Origin of the sequence: Pontibacter oryzae (assembly GCF_003576375.1) — a bacterium.
Lineage (GTDB): Bacteria > Bacteroidota > Bacteroidia > Cytophagales > Hymenobacteraceae > Pontibacter > Pontibacter oryzae.
The window spans coordinates 420,491-439,112 of record NZ_QWGE01000004.1 but is presented as its reverse complement, the minus strand read 5'-3'; the positions used below and the strand labels follow the sequence as shown (position 1 = coordinate 439,112).

Annotated in this window: 16 protein-coding genes; 8 read left to right on the top strand and 8 right to left on the bottom strand. The window is 50.4% G+C overall.

Features of this window, described 5'->3' with window-relative positions; genetic code table 11:
- Positions 1–10: 10 nt before the first annotated feature.
- From rseP to D1627_RS14285, 3 genes are all read right to left on the bottom strand, one after another.
- Positions 11–1,324, bottom strand: coding sequence for an RIP metalloprotease RseP (gene rseP / locus D1627_RS14295; RefSeq protein ID WP_119432922.1), 1,314 nt, complete (start codon positions 1,322–1,324; stop codon positions 11–13).
- A gap of 60 nt (positions 1,325–1,384) precedes the next feature.
- A complete protein-coding gene (locus D1627_RS14290; RefSeq protein ID WP_119432921.1) occupies positions 1,385–2,536 on the bottom strand; it encodes a 1-deoxy-D-xylulose-5-phosphate reductoisomerase in 1,152 nt (383 codons plus the stop codon).
- 533 nt (positions 2,537–3,069) lie between these two features.
- Positions 3,070–4,566, bottom strand: a complete 1,497-nt coding sequence (locus D1627_RS14285) for a GH3 auxin-responsive promoter family protein (protein WP_119432920.1) — start codon at positions 4,564–4,566, stop codon at positions 3,070–3,072.
- Between the two features lie 131 nt (positions 4,567–4,697).
- Here D1627_RS14285 and D1627_RS14280 point away from each other — a divergent pair, with 131 nt between their 5' ends.
- Both D1627_RS14280 and D1627_RS14275 read left to right on the top strand, forming a co-directional pair.
- Entirely contained in the window at positions 4,698–5,153 is a 456-nt protein-coding gene (locus D1627_RS14280) for an OsmC family peroxiredoxin (RefSeq protein WP_147383317.1), read from the top strand.
- Positions 5,154–5,257: 104 nt separating this feature from the next.
- A complete protein-coding gene (locus D1627_RS14275; RefSeq protein WP_233555640.1) occupies positions 5,258–5,728 on the top strand; it encodes a hypothetical protein in 471 nt (156 codons plus the stop codon).
- A gap of 81 nt (positions 5,729–5,809) precedes the next feature.
- On the opposite strand, the gene dnaA is transcribed toward D1627_RS14275, so the two are convergent.
- The 3 genes from dnaA to D1627_RS14260 all read right to left on the bottom strand — a co-directional run bounded on the left by dnaA (position 5,810) and on the right by D1627_RS14260 (position 9,040).
- Entirely contained in the window at positions 5,810–7,234 is a 1,425-nt protein-coding gene (dnaA, locus tag D1627_RS14270) for a chromosomal replication initiator protein DnaA (protein WP_119432917.1), read from the bottom strand.
- 105 nt (positions 7,235–7,339) lie between these two features.
- The gene (locus tag D1627_RS14265) at positions 7,340–8,272 is read right to left on the bottom strand and encodes a bifunctional metallophosphatase/5'-nucleotidase (protein WP_119432916.1); all 933 of its coding nucleotides are present in this window, start codon (positions 8,270–8,272) and stop codon (positions 7,340–7,342) included.
- Between the two features lie 12 nt (positions 8,273–8,284).
- Entirely contained in the window at positions 8,285–9,040 is a 756-nt protein-coding gene (locus tag D1627_RS14260) for a 5'-nucleotidase C-terminal domain-containing protein (protein ID WP_119432915.1), read from the bottom strand.
- Positions 9,041–9,225: 185 nt separating this feature from the next.
- On the opposite strand from D1627_RS14260, the gene D1627_RS14255 reads away from it, so the two are divergent.
- A complete protein-coding gene (locus D1627_RS14255) occupies positions 9,226–10,620 on the top strand; it encodes a T9SS type A sorting domain-containing protein (protein WP_119432914.1) in 1,395 nt (464 codons plus the stop codon).
- A gap of 76 nt (positions 10,621–10,696) precedes the next feature.
- Positions 10,697–11,488, top strand: coding sequence for a hypothetical protein (locus D1627_RS14250; RefSeq protein WP_147383315.1), 792 nt, complete (start codon positions 10,697–10,699; stop codon positions 11,486–11,488).
- 7 nt (positions 11,489–11,495) lie between these two features.
- Here D1627_RS14250 and D1627_RS14245 read toward each other — a convergent pair whose 3' ends face one another.
- Positions 11,496–12,824 carry an amidohydrolase gene (locus D1627_RS14245; protein WP_119432912.1) on the bottom strand — a complete coding sequence of 443 codons (1,329 nt, stop codon included), beginning with the start codon at positions 12,822–12,824 and terminating at the stop codon, positions 11,496–11,498.
- A 110-nt stretch (positions 12,825–12,934) separates the two neighbouring features.
- On the opposite strand from D1627_RS14245, the gene D1627_RS14240 reads away from it, so the two are divergent.
- From D1627_RS14240 to scpA, 4 genes are all read left to right on the top strand, one after another.
- Entirely contained in the window at positions 12,935–13,315 is a 381-nt protein-coding gene (locus D1627_RS14240) for a YkvA family protein (RefSeq protein WP_119433044.1), read from the top strand.
- 88 nt (positions 13,316–13,403) lie between these two features.
- Entirely contained in the window at positions 13,404–15,254 is a 1,851-nt protein-coding gene (locus D1627_RS14235) for a methylmalonyl-CoA mutase family protein (protein ID WP_233555639.1), read from the top strand.
- On the top strand, positions 15,247–15,687 hold the full coding sequence (locus D1627_RS14230; protein ID WP_119432910.1) for a YybH family protein: 441 nt from the start codon (positions 15,247–15,249) through the stop codon (positions 15,685–15,687). The genes D1627_RS14235 and D1627_RS14230 overlap by 8 nt, the downstream gene beginning before the upstream one ends.
- An 87-nt stretch (positions 15,688–15,774) precedes the next feature.
- The gene (scpA, locus tag D1627_RS14225) at positions 15,775–17,919 is read left to right on the top strand and encodes a methylmalonyl-CoA mutase (RefSeq protein WP_119432909.1); all 2,145 of its coding nucleotides are present in this window, start codon (positions 15,775–15,777) and stop codon (positions 17,917–17,919) included.
- A 150-nt stretch (positions 17,920–18,069) separates the two neighbouring features.
- Here scpA and D1627_RS14220 read toward each other — a convergent pair whose 3' ends face one another.
- Complete coding sequence (locus D1627_RS14220; protein WP_119433043.1) at positions 18,070–18,612, bottom strand: REP-associated tyrosine transposase; 543 nt, start codon at positions 18,610–18,612, stop codon at positions 18,070–18,072.
- Between the last annotated feature and the right edge of the window lie 10 nt (positions 18,613–18,622).

The following is an 18,622-nucleotide window of genomic DNA, read 5'->3' as shown; positions in this document are numbered from 1 at the left end:
AAATCTTTGGTTAGAAGAAGATCTTGAACACATCGTTAAAGATAGCGAAAGCCATCAAGCCTAACAATAAAACCATACCCACTTTCTGGGCATTCTCCAAAAAGTTATCAGACGGCTTGCGCCCGCTGATCATCTCATACGTCAGGAAAACCACGTGGCCACCATCCAGGGCCGGAATCGGCAGGAAGTTCATAAAGGCCAGCACCATGGAAAGCATGGCGGTGATGTTCCAGAATTTGTACCAGTTAAACGTATCGCCAAAGATCTGGGCAATGCCGATCGGGCCGCTCAACGATTTTGAAGCTGAAACCTCGCCACGGAAGATCTTGCCGAAGCCTTTCACATTGGCCGTTATCACGCCGAAGGCCTGCTCTGTGCCCATCGGAATAGATTCGCCCAGACTAAACTCACGGGTAGCCGACTCAAGCAATACAACTGGCATAAACCCAAGAGTGCCTTCTTCGCTTACCTGCGCCTGTAGCTTTATTGGCTTGCCGGCACGCTCAATGGTCATACTTACTTTCTTGGCCTTGTTTGCCTGCAGCGCCTCCTGCAGCTCATGGAAGAACTTTACGCTCTTGCCATTGATCATTGTTATAAAGTCGCCTTCCTGCAAGCCGGCCTTGTCGGCACCGGTGCCTTTGGCAACCTGGCCTACTTTAAACGGCTGGCGCGGCTGCACAAAAAACATGCGGTCTTCGCGGTCTGCCAGGCGGTCCATCAGGTCCACGGGCACTTGTAGGTCAATCAGCTGGCCGTTGCGCTCCACAGTATAGTATGAGTCGCGGCCCAGCAAGGCATCCATCGAGTAAACCTCATCAAACTTCTCCAGCTTCTGGCCGTTTACAGCCACAATCTTATCACCGGTCTGGAAACCGATGTCCTGCCCGATCTCATTAGCAATGATACCATACTTTGCCTCAGAGGCTGGCAGGTAGCTTTCGCCATAGTTGTAGGTTAGCGCAATGAAGATTACAATACCCGTGATCACGTTCACGATAATACCGCCCATCATCACGATCAGGCGCTGCCAGGCTGGCTTGGCGCGGAACTCCCATGGCTTTGGCTCCTCTTTCAGCGCCTCTGTGTCCATCGACTCATCCACCATGCCAGAGATCTTCACAAAACCACCTAGCGGAATTAGCCCCAGCATGTATTCTGTTTCGCCGATTTTCTTACCAAAAACCTTTGGCGGGAAGCCAATAGCATATTTCTCTACCCTCATCCCAAACCACTTGGCTGCCAGCATGTGGCCCAGTTCGTGTAATCCTACCAAGATTGTAAGGCCCAGGATGAGCTGGCCTACCATGATCAATATATCCATCTAAAAAAGAAAAAATTTCGGTGTAAAGGTTGCCGCCGCTTTATGCAACCGGCTTTGGTTTTATTTGTTTAGCAGTTCGGCAGCACGTGCGCGCGCCTCCCCGTCTGTACTAACATAGTCCTCGTAAGAAGGATTCGCAATATACGTAACTTTTGCCAGACAGCTTTCGATGATATCAGACATCTGCAAGAAGCCAACCTCATCGCGCAGAAACGCACTGACAGCCACCTCGTTGGCAGCGTTCAGGATGCAGGGCATGTTGCCGCCGCGCTCCATGGCATCGAAGGCCAGCTGCAGGTTACGGAAGGTTTTCAGGTCGGGCTGCTCAAAGGTAAGCTGCGGGTAATCCAGGAAGCTGAAACGCGGAAAATCAGACTTCAGGCGCTCCGGGTAGCCCAGCGCGTACTGTATCGGCAGCTTCATGTCGGGCAGGCCAAGCTGCGCTTTAATGGAGCCATCCTCAAACTGCACCAGCGAGTGAATGATGGACTGCGGATGAACCACCACTTCGATCTGCTCGTTGCGGAGGCCGAACAGCCACTTGGCCTCAATCACTTCCAGGCCTTTGTTCATCAGAGAGGCCGAGTCGATGGTGATCTTGGCGCCCATGTCCCAGTTGGGGTGTTTGAGGGCCTGCGCCTTGGTAACCTCCGCCAGCTCGGCCATACTTCGCCCTCTAAACGGTCCGCCTGAGGCTGTAAGTATGATTTTCTCGATCGGGTTATGAAACTCGCCTGCCAGGCACTGAAAAATAGCGCTATGTTCCGAATCCACGGGGTAAATGTTTACGCCATATTCCTTGGCCAAATCGGTGATAAGCTGCCCGGCCACAACCAGTGTTTCTTTGTTGGCCAGCGCAATTTGTTTGCCTGCTTTAATAGCATGTATGGTTGGCAACAAGCCAGCATAGCCCACCATGGCAGTCAGCACCATATCTATGGTGCCCATTTCTACTACTGAGCACAGAGCTTTTTGGCCGGCGTATACTTTAATGTCCTGCTGCTGCAATGCCGCCTGCACCTGCTCGTACAGGTCCTCGCGGGTAATAACCACGGCATTGGGCTTAAACTCCAGTGCCTGTTGTATCAGCAAGTCAGCATTGCTGTGCGCCGTGATCACCTCCAGCTCAAAGGCCTCGGGATTCGCTTTTATTACCTCCAGGGCCTGTGTGCCGATGGAGCCGGTAGAGCCAAGTATGGCGATTCTTTTCATTTTGTTATTTGATGACAAAAGCACAAGTGCCTGTACATAAATGTTTCTAATTTTAGCCTTCTACGCTAGCGTGGTTGCTGTTCATCCTTAGCTTTACTACAAACCCTTTGCATCGCAACTGTATGTGCGCTCCGAGTCCGCGGGGACTCGTTTTCCTGTTCGGCGCTGGGAGCTTTTCTTTGCTCGCTACCGCTGCGCAATCCCGCTCACGCGGGACCGAAAAACTCGCATAGGCGCCTCACAGAAAAACTGGAAAAGTATTTTCAGCAATTGGCAAGCTGACCTTTTGAGTTCATACTTACCCTTTGTGATCTTAGCGAAATTGCGAGCACTTCTGCCAAGCGCACGTAAGACGATTTATTGTTTGAGCGTTCAGCGAGTTTAAAATCGTCTTGATTCTTTTGCATTCCCCTCCTTTTTTCAAGGAGGGGTGCCGAAGGCGGGGTGGTTCATCTCATCAAGGAGAAAATAAGACCCCACCGGCAAGGCGAAAAGCTTGCTAAATACGTTATAAGTCAATAATCGAAAATCCCTTAATTCGTAATTCCTAAAAGCCCTTCCGCCAATTTTCTGTCGTTACTAAGCCTTGGCACTTTGTTTTGGCCGCCTAGCTTGCCCTGCGATTTCATGTATTCCTGGAAAGCTCCTTTCGGCAGTGCGCTTAGCTTTAGTTTCTGCAGGATATTGCCAGAAATCAGGTCGTCGTAGTATGAGTTATACTTGCGCAGTTGCTTATCCAGCTCGGCAGCAAAGGCATCGGTGTTTATCGGAGGATGTGCAAACTCTACCAGCCATTCATGGTAAGAGGCCCCCTCGTTCTGGCTCACAAACGGTGCCACGGTAAATTCCGTCAGCTCTACTTCCGGGAACTGCTGCATGGCATGCTTCATGGCCTTTTCCACTTCCTCACCAATCACGTGCTCACCAAAGGCAGAAATATAGTGTTTTATGCGCCCGCTCACGATAAGCTTGTAAGGCTTAACGGAGGTAAACTTTACGGTATCCCCGATGGAGTAGCTCCAGAGGCCGGCATTGCTGCTAACCACCAGCGCATAATTTACACCCGGCTCCACCTGGCCAATGGTCAGGCGCGTGGGGTTCTCGCTGAAGAACTCATCGGTAGGTATAAATTCGTAGAAGATTCCGGAGTTTAGCAGCAGTAGTAAGCCGGGGTCGTTTTGCTTGTCTTGGAAAGCGAAAAAGCCCTCCGAGGCCGGGAACAGCTCGATAGAATCAACCTGCCTGCCAATAGACTCGAACAGCTTTTTGCGGTAAGGCTCAAAGTTAACGCCCCCATACACGAACAACCCGAAGTTCGGGAAGATGTCTTTTATGGGCTTTCCGGTTTGCCGTATCAGCTTATCGAAATACATCTGCACCCAGGGCGGAATGCCTGAGATCAGGGTCATGTCCTCGTCCAGGGTCTCCTCTATAATTTGGTCCAGCTTGGTTTCCCAATCCTCGATGCAGTTTGTCTGGTAGCTAGGCAACTGGTTGGTGCGCAGGTAGCCGGGCACGTGGTGGTTTGCAATCCCCGATAGGCGTCCGGTTTTAGTACCACCAACCTCCTCCAGTTCCGGGCTGCCTGATAAAAATATCAGTTTCCCATCCAGAAAAGCGGATTTTCCTGTTTCATGTACATAAGCCAACAGAGCATCGCGGGCACCGTTGATGTGGTTGGGGATAGAGTCTTTGGTGATGGGGATATACTTAGTGCCGGAAGTAGTGCCAGACGTTTTTGCCAAGTACAAAGGTTTGCCGGGCCAAACTACATCTTTCTGGCCTTGCTTAACCAGGTTGAAGTATGAGGCAAGGCCCTCATAGTCGCGCACAGGCACTGCCTTCACAAAATCAGCATGCGTTTTTATACTTGCAAAGCCGTGGTCGCGGCCAAATTTAGTGTGCTGCGCTTGCTTTACGATGTTCTGGAAAACAGCCTCCTGCGCCTCCACCGGATGCTCAATCCAGCTTTGGTGCTTCTTGTGCACATAGGCAGCTAGCAGCTTGCTCAACAACGCTTTTACACCCATACAGTTAATTTTAGTGGCAGGTAAAGATAACCAGATAATACGGCAATGCCATAACTTAACTAAATCCTGTATCTTTGGTGCATAAAATTGATGAGGCTTTAAACTATCTTGCTAAAACCATAGTTTACACGTTGAAAACAAAACCAAACAACAAAATGCAGCATACCGCACAAGCCCATTGGGAAAAGGGGCTGACGACCGGACAAGGAAATGTAAAAACCGGTAACGGCACTGTGGATTCGGGATACAGCTATAGCACACGTTTTGAAGGCCGGAAAAATGGCACCTCGCCCGAAGAACTGATGGCCGCTGCACTCGTAGGCTGCTATTCCATGTTTCTGAGCATGCTTTTGGGCCAGCACAACTTTGTGCCTGATTATATTGATGCGGGCTCTAAAGTATACTTAGGCCAAAAAGATGGCAACCCCTTTGTTGAAAAGATAGAGATGAAGATTGATGCGTGCGTGCCTGGCATAACAGAACAGCAGTTCCTGGAACTGGCTGAAAAGGCTAAAAAAAACTGCCCTATCTCTGTGGCCCTGTCCGGTGTACCGGTCATAGGTTTGGAGGCCACACTTGTCGAATAATTCAGTATATTGCAGGAGGCCCAGTATGCTGGCGCCCTCTATTGTTTCACCAAATCAAATCATAAATGACAGCATCTGGTAGTAGTGCGCGATCGACGTTAATTGTGCAACTAAGCCCAACCCGCAGTGCGAAACTCTCTTTTACCGTACAGCTTATACTTACGCTGTTCTGGCTGGCATGGGCTTCTATGCTTCTTTTCTCAGCTGATCGCAGCTATGATCAGAATTACCTGTACTACGCTTTCTTTGGGCTAGCCATTGTTTTCTTCTTTTACGTGATGCTGCAAAATACCTCAGTTTTCGGGGTGCAGTCCTACATTGAGGTTACGCCGCAGTACATTGTGCAGAAGTTCGGCGTGTTCCGCACCAAGCATCTGATCCAGATACCAGACGTTGCCGCCGTGCACATTACGCCGCTGGCCTTGCGCCTAACCCTGCGCGACGGCTCGCAAGTATACCTCGACCTGAAGCAGGTACGTAAAAAGCGCGACCTCAAGAAGATCAAAAACAAGATCCGCGACATGGCCGAGCTTCATAACTACGAACTGACCGACACGCTAAGCAACAGGATTTAACTTCTTTCTTAACCATAAAAACAGCGGCGGCCATACTTTGCAAAGTATGGCCGCCGCTGTTTTTATACTTGTTTATACTTTTTAACCTGCTTTGGATTTGAATTTCTTCTGAAGCTCCTGAATGCTGGCCTTGAATTTCTTGTCTGTGTCGATCAGGTCGGATACGGTTTGTACCGAGTGGATCACAGTGCTGTGGTCGCGGCCGCCGAAGTGGTAGCCGATAGACTTAAGCGAGTGGCTGGTAAACTCCTTAGCGAAGTACATGGCCACCTGGCGTGCCGTCACTATCTCCTTCTTACGGGTTTTAGCTTTGAGCGAGTCCAGGCTTACCTGGAAGTACTCGGCTACAGTTTTCTGGATGAAGTCGAGGTTTACCTCTGTCTCAACATCCTCAATAATATGCTTCAGGGCCTGCTTAGCAAGCTCCAAGTCAATTTCTTTGCGGTTCAGCGATGACTGCGCGATCAGAGAGATCAGCACGCCTTCCAGCTCACGCACGTTGGTGTCTACGCTGTAGGCCAGGTACTCCACTACGTTATCCGGAATATCAATACCATCGCTCTGCATCTTTTTATGGATAATGGCCATGCGCGTCTCGAAGTCCGGGCTTTGCAGGTCGGCGGTGAGGCCCCACTTAAAGCGGGACAGCAAGCGCTCTTCTAAGCCTTTCAGGTCGCGTGGCGGGCAGTCTGAGGTCATCACGATCTGCTTGCCCGACTGGTGCAGGTGGTTAAAGATATGGAAGAACATCTCCTGCGTTTTCTCCTTACCGCTCAAAAACTGCACGTCGTCAATAATCAGGATATCAACCAGCAGATAAAAGTTAGCGAAATCCTGCACGTTGTTTGTCTTGAGGGACTCGATGAACTGGTTCACGAATTTCTCGGAGGAAACGTACAGCACAAACTTTTCGGGGTTGCTATTTTTAATGTTGTTGCCAATGGCCTGCACCAAGTGTGTTTTGCCAAGGCCAACACCGCCATAGATCATGAGCGGGTTAAAAGAGGTTGTACCGGGTTTGTTGGCCACGGCATAACCTGCCGAGCGTGCCAAACGGTTGCAATCTCCCTCAATGTAGTTCTCAAACGTATAGGCCGGGTTCAGCTGTGAGTTCAGGAAGTTGCGGTCGATCGTCTTTGATTCGAACGGGCTCTTAATGAAATTCTGCTCCGGGCGGTAAGAATTTACCACAGCTTGTGGTATCTTCTTGGTAGGTATGTTTACAGTCTGCGGTTTGTTTACTTCGTTGCCTCTATCTACAATAATAGAGTACTCCAAACGGCCCTCGCTTCCGAGTTCCTGGTAAATGACCTTTTTCAGAAGCTGCACATAGTGCTCCTCCAGCCACTCGTAAAAAAACTGGCTAGGCACTTGTATGGTCAATACGCTGTCGCGCAGGGATACAGGTTTGATCGGCTCGAACCAAGTTTTAAAGCTTTGCTCGCCAATGTTCTCCTTAATCACCTGGAGACAGTTATTCCATACGGTTGAACAGTCTTTGATCATCCAATTTTCCAAAACTCATAAGATTTGTTTGGTGTAACAAACGGCTCCTTTATCGGCAGGGGGTTACAAATTTGCTTAATAATCTGTAAACAAAAAATTATTTTTTCACGAAGTTGTTACAGGTGTGTTTACGGGCAGCAGGGCGGTTCTCACATCCGTTTTTTTCTTTGTCTTTTTACTGAAGCTATAGTCTATGCGGCCCAGGAAAATGCCCGACCAACCCACCTGGTTCACAAGCGTTTCGTGGCCTGATGGATGCCTGAAAACCTCCGGCTGCTCCATAAAGGTATGCGTGTGCCCGCCAATAATAAGGTCTATGCCATCTACCTGCTGCGCCAGTGTTACGTCGTCTACCTTGCCGTCCTCATATTTGTAACCCAAGTGTGAAAGGCAGATCACTAAGTTACACTGCTGGTTGTTGCGCAGCTCCTGCACCATCTGGCGGGCAGTTTCTATCGGGTCCAGGTATACGGTTTCGCCATAATTATTTTTGCTCACAAGCCCAGCCAGTTCAATACCCAATCCAAACACGCCGATGCGCACGCCCTGCTTCTCGAAAATCTTGTACGGCTCAAATCTGTTTTTGAGTATGGTTTTACTGAAATCATAGTTTGCACTAATGAACGGGAAGCCTGCGTTTGGCAACTGCTGTGCCAAACCTTGCAGGCCGTTATCGAAGTCGTGGTTGCCGAGGGTAGCGGCATCATACTTCATCTCGCTCATGAGTTTATACTCCAGTTCTCCTTTAAAAAAATTAAAGTATGGCGTGCCCTGCCAGATATCGCCGGCATCGAGCAGCAGCACGTTTGGCTCCTCTTTCCGGATTTGTTCGATAAGCGTGGCGCGCCGGGCCATGCCGCCCATGCCGCCGTAGCGCCGGCCATCGTTCGGGAACGGGTCGATGCGCGAGTGCTGATCGTTGGTGTGCAAAATGGTGAGGTTTATACTTTGAGCTGCCTCTGCGGAAAAGGGCATGCCCAACAGGCTTATACCAGCCGCCCCAAGTGCTGTGGTCTTCAGAAAATCTCTACGTTGCATCTAGTGTATACTTTAAGGGAGGATGGTTACGCGGTCGCCGGTTTTGGCTGTTACGGGTTTTCCAGCGGCTGTTAGTTGCCTGATCTGGTTGAGGATGGCATCGCGGAGCAGCAGGCCCACGTTTTCATACTTTACCGCGTCTTTCAGCAGCTTCAGGTCATCGCCGCCGCTGGCAAGGTAGTTAGAGGTAACCAGGGTATAGGTTTTATCCAGCTGCAGCGGCTTGCCCTTGATGCGGATGTTGCTTGCCTTGCCCTGCTGTACAGTATAGGTTGCATTCCCGATCGGGGCGTCTTTCCTTGTTGTGGCATAGTCAAAGAGTTGCTTTACGGTTTCACCTTTCAGCGTAAGCACGACCAGCTCATTCTCGAAAGGCATCAGCTCAAATATATTACCCGTAGTAATTTCTCCCTGAGGTAGCGGCACGCGCAGGCCCCCGTTGGTGGTCAGCGAAAGGTCTATTGGCTGGCCGTACAGCGGCTCGCTTTGAGCAAGCTGCAAGTCCACCACAAAATTGCCCAGCGCCGACTCGTAATTTCCCTTGTTCAGGGCTGCGGGCGCTGTGCCCACCACTTCAGACATCCTGTCGGTAACCTGCTGCCTGTACGGGGCAATCTGCACCTCCAGTTTAGGGTCAGCGGTGATGGTGGTATCCACGGGCACATCGGTGGTGCTTAGGGAGGGTGACGCGTGCCATGCGCGCTGGCAACCGGCAAGGCTTAACGCCAGCAGCAGAGCTGGTATGGCTTTCGTGAATTGTACTCGCATATCAGGTTTTCAGAATCTGGACTCAAAGTTACCAGCCTCCCCAACACCAACCAAGCGGCTATGGTTCTGCTTGCGGCAGGCATAGCACCTCAGCCTCAAAAAATTATTAAAAAATTCAAATACCGCTTAGTTTTATTTCGTTTTAAATATGTATTTTCAATCCCTCCACGCTTACCTTATACCTTATGAAAACAAAACTAACTATCAGCATCTTAGCGGTACTCTTGCTGCCGTTTCTGGTGCAGGCCACGCACTTGCACAGCGGTTACATCAGTTATACCCGCGATACGCAAAATCCAAACAAGTTTAACTTTGTTTTTACCCTCTATACCAACCATTACTCATCTGTCGAAGACCCGGAAGGATACATGTATATGGGCGATGGCAACAGAGTAAATGTAGTCCGAAACAGCGTGACCCGCTATAGTAGGACATATGATAAGGAAATATATAAATGGAGCTATACCTACCTTAATGCCGGCAACTATACGGTATACTGGATAGGCGAAAACCTGAATGCGAACATCCTTAACATCCCCCCTCCATCAAATCAGATAAGTCTGAATGTGTACACTATTGTAAAAGTAGACCCTCTGTACAAAAACATGCACAGTGCCCAGCTTGCAGGAGTACCGATTTTATCGCCGCGCCCAGGGGTGCCGTTTTCTTACAACCTGCTTGCTTACGATGCCGATGGGGATGAACTGATATATGACCTGGTGCCACCTAAGTACCGAAGGCCTGACGGCGCAATCACATATGTGCCTGGCTACCAATTCCCGGATGGGCTGACAGTCGATCAGTTCGGGGAACTACGCTGGAAAAACCCAGGCACAAAAGGCCAATACGTAATCGCCCTGGAGGTTACCGAAAAGCGCGATGGCCAGGTAATGGGCTCCACGCTTGTATACATTAACCTGTTTGTGTTGGACCCGGAAGAACAGCCGGAGATGGTTTGGCTTAATAAAAACCGCTTAACCCTAAACAGTGATGGCTCTGTGCTTGCCAGGCCAAACCAGCCACTAAAACTGGAGTACTACTTACGCAAAGGCATTAACCCAGCACTTACCTTAAGCACGCGGCAGTTTTCCGAGCTAGATACCTTGAACCTCTCCCCTACTTCGCTGACTGCACGGGACACTGTGGATGGCTACGCGCTCACGCTGCGCTTCACCCCCACCGATGCCCTGAAAAGATCGCAACCATACCTTATTGGGCTAAGGGGCAGATCAAATGTACTCTCCGATTACAAGTATAATTATGCAATAGAAGATAACTGGGCATTTACCTATGTACTGGTTGGGGAGCAACAGCCCGCCTCCTCCGAGGGCGACTTAGCCAAGGCTGGTTTCATACTTTACCCTAACCCCACTGCGGATAAGTTTATGATAGAGGCTCCCGACATGCCTGATATGCACCTGCAGTTGCGCGATGCCACTGGCAAAGCCATTCAGGTGCTGTCGCTTAAACCTGGCCGAAACCACTTTGTAAAGCCGCCCCAACTGGCCAGCGGTTTATACTTATACACTATTTCCAGCCGCCAAAAACCTGTAGGCACGGGCCGGTTGATTGTGAGGTAAAGCCAAGCTGCAGTCGATACTTTGATTTAAGCCGGAAAAATGATTACCTTATATTTGTAAATAACTCATCATAATTATGAGAAAATTGTTATTCGTTCAAATGCTTTTGTGTTTTTGCCTTTGCAACTCTGTAGATTTACTTGCTCAATCGACACTCTCTGGGAAAACTGCTAGCTCCATGCCAACTTATGTTGGAGAGTTGACCACAAACGTAGGTACTGGGTATGGAGAGTATAGAACTGTGGGCACAGATGCCTTAGAAATAGAACAACCAAAAGTTTTAGGGTCTACTTATTTAAATGAGGAATGGGCCAAAGGCAGCCTGTTTATTACCCTAAACAGGCTGCTTGAGACAGATTATCTGAAATATGATTTAGAGAATCACCAGTTTTTGATAAAAACCGGTGATTCTCAAGAAGAAAGCCTCGATAATATAAAAGTAATCAATAGCAGTACAGTAAATGCATTCTCTCTGAAAACACCTCAAAAGCCAGATAGGTTTTTCATCAACTCAACTAACGCTGGATTTATCATAGATGGGCAAAGCGCTAATGGTTTCCTAGAAGTGCTAATAAATGACGACACAATGAGTCTTTATAGAAAAACTGAAGCTGAAATATTACATGCAAGCTATAATGTTGCCCTAAACGCCGGTGATAAGCAAGACCGCATAATTAAAAAGGTAACCTATTATTTAAGGAAATTGGACCATCCTGAACTTTTAGAAGTAAGTAAACGAAAGAAAAAAAATTTATATCACTTCAGCAGCAAAGGAAAAATAATAGATGATTTTATAAAAGCTAACCGAATTGACTTCTCCTCACCAACTGATTTAGTAAAATTGGTATCTTATTATAATTCCCTTTAAAGTATGCTTACTTCTTACTGCTCATATAATCCAGCGTCAGGTTGGTAAGCGTTCTTACGCCTAGCTTCATGCCGCTTTCGTCTATTTTAAAATCCGGGGTGTGGTGCGCGGGTGCTGTAGCAGGGTCCTGCCCTTTGGCCATACCACCCACAAACAGGTAAAGCCCCGGGATCTCTTTCTGGTAGTAAGAAAAATCCTCGGCTCCGGTTACGGCTTTCATGTGCACCACCTTGTCCTTGCCTGCTGTGGCCTGCAGGGTTGGCAGCATTTTCGCCATCAGGTCCGGGTTGTTGAAAGTTACCGGGGCGCTCTGCCGGATGGATACCTCTGCGGTGGCGCCTGCGCTTTCGGCAATGCTGGTGGCCGTACGCCTGATCTTCTCGTGTATCTTCTGCTGCATCTCCGTGTTCAGCGTCCTAATGGTGCCTTCCATCTCCACCTCTTCCGGGATGATGTTGTTGCGCACGCCGCCGTGAATCATGCCCACCGTTACCACAGCGGCATCCTCGGTAAGCTCCGTTTGCCGACTTATGATGGTTTGCAAACCATAAATGATCTGCGAAGACACCACAATAGGGTCTACGCCGGCCCACGGGCTGGCGCCATGCACCTGCTTGCCCTTCACCTTGATACGGAACACATCGGAGCCTGCCATGATGCCGTTTGGCCTGTACTTTACCGTGCCTACTTCGGTTTGTGAGTTAATGTGCAGCCCGAAAATCACTTCAGGCTTTGGCCCTTTCGTTAGCACGCCCTCTTTCACCATCAGCGAAGCGCCGCCTTCCTCACCGGCTGGGGCGCCTTCTTCGGCAGGCTGGAAAATGAACTTCACGGTGCCCGGCAACTCCTTTTTCATACTTGATAGCACCTCGGCCGCGCCCAGCAGCATGGCAATATGCGTGTCGTGGCCGCAGGCATGCATTACGCCTACCTCGTTGCCGTTGTAAACGCCTTTGGCTTTGGAGGCGAAGGGAATATCGGCACGCTCGGTTACAGGCAAGCCATCGATATCGGCGCGCAGGGCCACCACCGGGCCGGGCTTGCCGCCTTTCAGAATACCAACCACACCTGTTTTAGCCACGCCGGTTTCTACCTCTATGCCCATTTTCTTGAGCTCTGCGGCAATGCGTGCGGCGGTTTCTGTCTCGCGGTTGCTTAGCTCCGGGTGCTCATGGAAATGGCGGCGCCATTCTACAACTTGCGGCTCAACTTTGTCGGCCAGGTTATCGGCTTTGGCCAGCAGTTTTGTGTTTTGCGCCATGCCCGGCGCGGCCAGCAAGCCCAGCCCAAGTATGGCAAGTATAGTTTTCTTATGTATTGATTTGGTTGGTTTCATGATGCATGCGCTTTAAGGTGAAGTATGAATATACAGCTTTTACGGGTATTTACCTGCCAGCCCGCGCATTCATAGTTTACTTGCAGCGCTTTTATCCCGTACAACCTAGCATGCTTCGAAAATGGAAAGAATTTGTGCAGCGCCTGAAAGAGGATATTTATACGTTATACCTCGCCTCCAAAGACCCCCGGATGCCCTTTGCGGCCAAGGTAATGATTCTGGTAACAGTGGCGTACGCCTTCAGTCCTATCGACCTGATACCGGACTTTATACCTATTATTGGTTACCTGGATGACATGGTACTGGTGCCACTTGGCATCTGGCTATCCATTAAATTGGTGCCGGAGCCACTGCTGCAGTATTATCGCCGCAAGGCCAAGGCACAGATACACGAACGAAAACCCAACTATGTAATGGCTGGCGTGGTGGTTATAGTATGGTTGCTGATTGGCTACTGGGTGTACCAGGCTTACATGGAGCGCATCGATTAAAGTATGAAAACCAGCCGATATCACACCTGCTTGGGGTTATGTCGTAAAGTATAAAAGTCTATCTTTACAGGAAATTAGAACAAAAAGCATGATGACTGACGAGCAGCATAACCAACAGCGCCTGTTTGCAGCGTTCACCCCTGCCACAGCCACTGAGTGGGAGCAGAAAGCACGCAAAGACCTGCGGGAAACGCCTCTGGAAAACCTTACCTGGCATACCTACGAAGGCATCGACATAAAGCCATATTATGCACAGGAAGATATTGCCAACCTGCCTTTTCTGCAGCAAAAGCCCGGCGACTTCCCGTTTATGCGTGGCAACAAAACCGGCAATAACCTGTGGCAGAACGTGCAGCAGATAAACGCCGAAGCAGATGGCAAGCCTGCCATCGATAAAGCTGCCGACGCCCTGCAACGCGGCGCCGATGGTATCCACTTCGTGGTAAAACAGCCGGACCAGTTTGATGTAGCCTATCTGGCAGAGCATATTGCTTTGGGCAAGTATAGCATCAGTTACACCGTAGCCTCTCAGCCGAAAGCATTTTTGAAGCGACTTTACCAGCAACTCGAGCAGCAGCAGGTATCGCACCGCAACCTGAAAGGCTTCTTGCACTATGACCCCATGACGGGGAAAGGGAAGCTGACCGAGGAAGAAAGCAAAGAGATCGTTTCCATACTTGACCTGACGAAGGATAGTCCGGAGTTCTACGGCGTTACCGTTAACGGCTCCAACTTTAGCAATATCGGGGCATCTGTGGTGCAAGAGATTGCTTATACCCTGAGCGCTACACTAGCCTACACTGACCGCCTGACTACTGCTGGGGAATCGCTGGAGTCGGTGCTGCGCAACATGCAGTTTACGGTGGCATCGGGCACCAATTACTTCTTTGAGATTGCCAAGCTGCGTGCGCTGCGCCTGTTGTGGTCTGCCGTGGTGGAGGCCTATCAGGCCGAGCCGGCGCTGGCTGCCAAACTGCGCATCCATAGCGCCACCTCCAGCTGGTACCAAACCACCCTGGACCCCTACGTGAACATGCTGCGCACCACCACCGAGGCGATGGCTGCTGTAATTGCCGGCTGCGATTCGCTGACTGTGTCGCCTTTTGATAGCACGTTTAAGGCCTCGGATGAGTTCTCGGAGCGCATTGCCCGCAACGTATCCACCATCCTGAAGGAAGAGGCATACCTGGATAAGGCCATTGACCCGGCCGCTGGCTCTTATTACCTGGAATCGCTCACGAATGCACTGGCGCAAAAGGCCTGGGAGTTGTTTAAGGAGGTTGAAGAAAAAGCCGGATTTGAGAACGCTTACGATAGCGGATTTATACTTGGCTCCATTACCGAAGTAAGCCGCCAGAAGTTTAAGAACATAGCTAACGGCCACGACGTTTTGGTTGGCACCAACAAGTATCCGAACCCTAAAGAAGGTATCAGTTTTGACCCGGAGGAGTTAATCCAAAGCGCTGACTTTGACACGACTCGTGCCGCCTACCCAACGGAAGTGATGCGCATGGCCACCGAACTGCACCTGCGAAAGCGTAGCCGCAAGCCAAAGGCCATTGTTGCCCAGATCGGCGACATTGAGAAGCGCCATATTAACGCCACTTTTGCTCAAGAGTTCTTTAGTTGTGCAGGTTTCGAAACGGAGCAGCATCGCTTTAGCACGGTAGAGGAAGCCTCTGATAAGTTAACGAGTACTGCTGCCGAAGTAATTATTGTGGCTGCCTCGGAAGCAGCCTTTGCCCATGAGTTTGGCCCAAGGTTGCGCAACCATCACGCCAAGCCAACAATTATACTTGCCGATGACCCACAGCACATGAAGGAAGAGATGGTGGCCAATGGCTATAATGACTTCATATTTGATGGCTGTGACATGAAATCTTTGCTTGCGGCAGTGCAGCAGCGCCTGGCTCAGGACGAGGAAAACGGAAATGCATAAGTTATACTTATTCCTGCTGCTTATGGCCACAACCATACTTTCATCTGCCTTTACCCTGCCCACCGGCTATGCCGTGCAGGAAGTAAAAAAAGCCCTTGAGGGCCAGATTTCCGCGTGGAACAGCGGTGACCTGGAAACCGCCATGACCTATTACTGGAACTCGCCGGAGATGCTTTGGGTAAGTAAAAACGGCACCGACAAGGGCTACCAGGAAGTATACGACATGTTCCTACAGGACTTCGCGGACCGCAGCAAGATGGGCGTTTATACCTATGAGCCGCTGCATATCGAGCAACTCTCTAACGAGGCGGTATACTTTGTTTTCCGTTGGAAGATAGCGCTGGATGGCAAGCAACTGATGGGTGGCGTGTCCTCGCAAGTATGGAAAAAGCTAAACGGCCGCTGGGTAGTAACCTCGGAACACGCGAGCTAAACAATAACTGAATTTAGAATAATCGAATAACTGAATCAGGTATTAATTATTCAAAAAATCAACTATTCAGTCATTCAAAATTAAAACATGAAGCCTGACTTTTCTAAGATAGATATTAACCAGGTGGCTGCCGGAGGGCAAGGCCCAAAAGACCCGTTGCAGCCGAGCACCTGGAAAACACCGGAGCAAATAGACGTTAAAAGCTTTTATACTTCGGAGGATGCCGTGCACTTTGAGCACACCGGGTTTGCCGCTGGCTTGCCGCCATACCTGCGCGGCCCTTACAGCACCATGTATGTGCAAAAGCCCTGGACCATCCGCCAGTATGCCGGTTTCTCTACCGCTGAGGAAAGCAACGCCTTTTACCGCCGCAACCTGGCGGGCGGCCAGAAAGGCCTTTCGGTAGCGTTTGACCTAGCCACGCACCGCGGCTACGACTCCGACCACCCGCGCGTGGTGGGCGATGTGGGCAAAGCCGGTGTAGCCATCGACTCGGTAGAAGACATGAAGATCCTCTTCGACCAGATTCCGCTGGACCAGATGTCGGTTTCCATGACGATGAACGGGGCCGTACTGCCGATCATGGCGTTCTACATTGTGGCCGCCGAAGAGCAGGGCGTAAAGCCGGAGCAGCTTTCAGGAACGATTCAGAACGACATCCTGAAGGAGTTTATGGTGCGAAATACCTATATCTACCCGCCGGAGCCAAGTATGAAAATCATTGCGGATATCTTTGAGTATACCTCCAAGAAGATGCCGCGCTTCAACTCTATTTCTATCTCGGGCTACCACATGCAGGAGGCAGGCGCCACTGCCGATATCGAGTTGGCTTATACTTTAGCCGACGGCTTGGAGTATGTGCGCACCGGTCTGAAGGCAGGTATGGACATTGATGATTTTGCGCCGCGCTTGTCGTTTTTCTGGGCCATCGGCATGAACCATTTTATGGAGATAGCCAAGATGCGCGCCGCGCGTATGCTGTGGGCCAAGCTCATCCAACAGTTCAACCCGAAAAATCCGAAATCACTGGCGCTGCGCACACACTGCCAGACTTCTGGCTGGAGCTTAACCGAGCAGGATCCGTTCAACAACGTTACCCGCACCTGCGTGGAGGCCTTGGCTGCTGCGCTGGGTGGCACGCAAAGTTTGCATACCAACGCCCTCGACGAAGCCATTGCCTTGCCAACGGATTTCTCGGCACGTATTGCCCGCAACACGCAGATTTACCTGCAGCAGGAAACGCACATCACCAATGTAGTGGACCCTTGGGGTGGCTCATACTACGTTGAGGCACTCACGCACGAGATCGCACATAAAGCCTGGGCGCTGATGCAGGAGGTGGAAGAACTCGGAGGTATGGCTAAAGCCATCGAGACTGGTTTGCCGAAAATGCGCATCGAGGAGGCCGCCGCCCGCAAGCAGGCCCGCATCGACTCCGGCAAAGACATCATTGTTGGCGTTAACAAGTATAAACCAAGCCAAATCCAGGAAATTGATATTCTGGATATTGATAACACCGCCGTGCGCGAATCGCAGCTGCGCAGGCTGGCAAGTATAAAAGAAAGCCGAGATGAAGGTAGTGTGCTAAATGCGCTGCAGGCTTTAACCGATGCGGCGGAATCCGGAGAGGGCAACCTGCTGGATTTAGCCGTAGAGGCTGCCAGACGCAGAGCCACTTTGGGTGAGATCTCCGATGCGTTGGAAAAAGTTTTTGGCAGGCATAAAGCAGTAATCAGAGCAATATCAGGCGTGTATTCCGCAGAACTAACCGACGACGAAAACTTCGAACGGGCCAAAGCCATGGCCGATGAGTTTGAAGAACTGGAAGGCCGCAGGCCAAGAATCATGGTCGCCAAGATGGGCCAGGACGGCCACGACCGTGGCTCCAAGGTAATCGCCACCTCCTTCGCCGACCTTGGCTTTGATGTGGATATTGGGCCGCTGTTCCAGACCCCAGCCGAGGTAGCCATGCAAGCCGCCGAAAACGACGTGCACGTAGTAGGTGTATCCTCACTGGCAGCCGGCCACAAAACGCTGGTGCCGCAACTCATCGAAGAGCTCCGCAAACTCGACCGCGAGGATATTCTGGTGATTGTGGGTGGTGTTATTCCGGCGCAGGACTACGACTTTCTGTTTAAAGCCGGTGCCGTGGGCGTGTTCGGCCCGGGCACCATTATTTCGGTGGCCGCGCAGAACATCCTGGAAAAACTCATTGCATCAGTGAAGAGTTAAAGGCTTAAAGTTAATAGTTAGCCGCAGTTGAGAAATCAGCTGCGGCTTTTTCTTGTCCCGGCGTGGAGCTTAGCTCCGTGACATGCAATAATAGCGAATCTCAGATTCGCCTATATAAGCTAAGCACGGAAGTAACTTCCGCGCTAGGTGTTATTCTAACAATACAACCTCTAGCCTGCCCTTCTCCCCGGCATAGTCTCTGGCGCTGCTGTAGTACCATTGCTCCGGTTCCTCCACAAAACCGGCCTTCACGGGGTTATGGTGCAAATACGCTAACTTCTGCTCCATGGTCTGGTTATCGTGCAGTAAGATGGGATGATACCCGGGCTGCCAGAACTTATACTCCTCGTGCTTGCTGCTTTGCTCCCCTGCTGCGTTTATCAACCATAGCAACCATCCTTTTCTGCTTTCCTGCGGGTTTTGCTTGATGGCTTTGTACAACTCCTTGGAAGTATACTTTTTAAAGTCCCGCATAATGTTTGGCAACACAGGGGATGAGCAAATAAGGTGCAAGTGGTTGGTCATGATGCACCAGGCGTAGAGGGTCAGGTTTTTCTCTTTTTGGCAGTAGGCGAGGCTGTTACAGATAATTTCACAGTAGTCGCGGCGGGTGAACACATCTGCCCATTGGATGACGGATATCGTGACGAAGTATATGCCTTCCGTATCCCCTGCCTTGTACTTTTCGCTCATAACAAGCAGC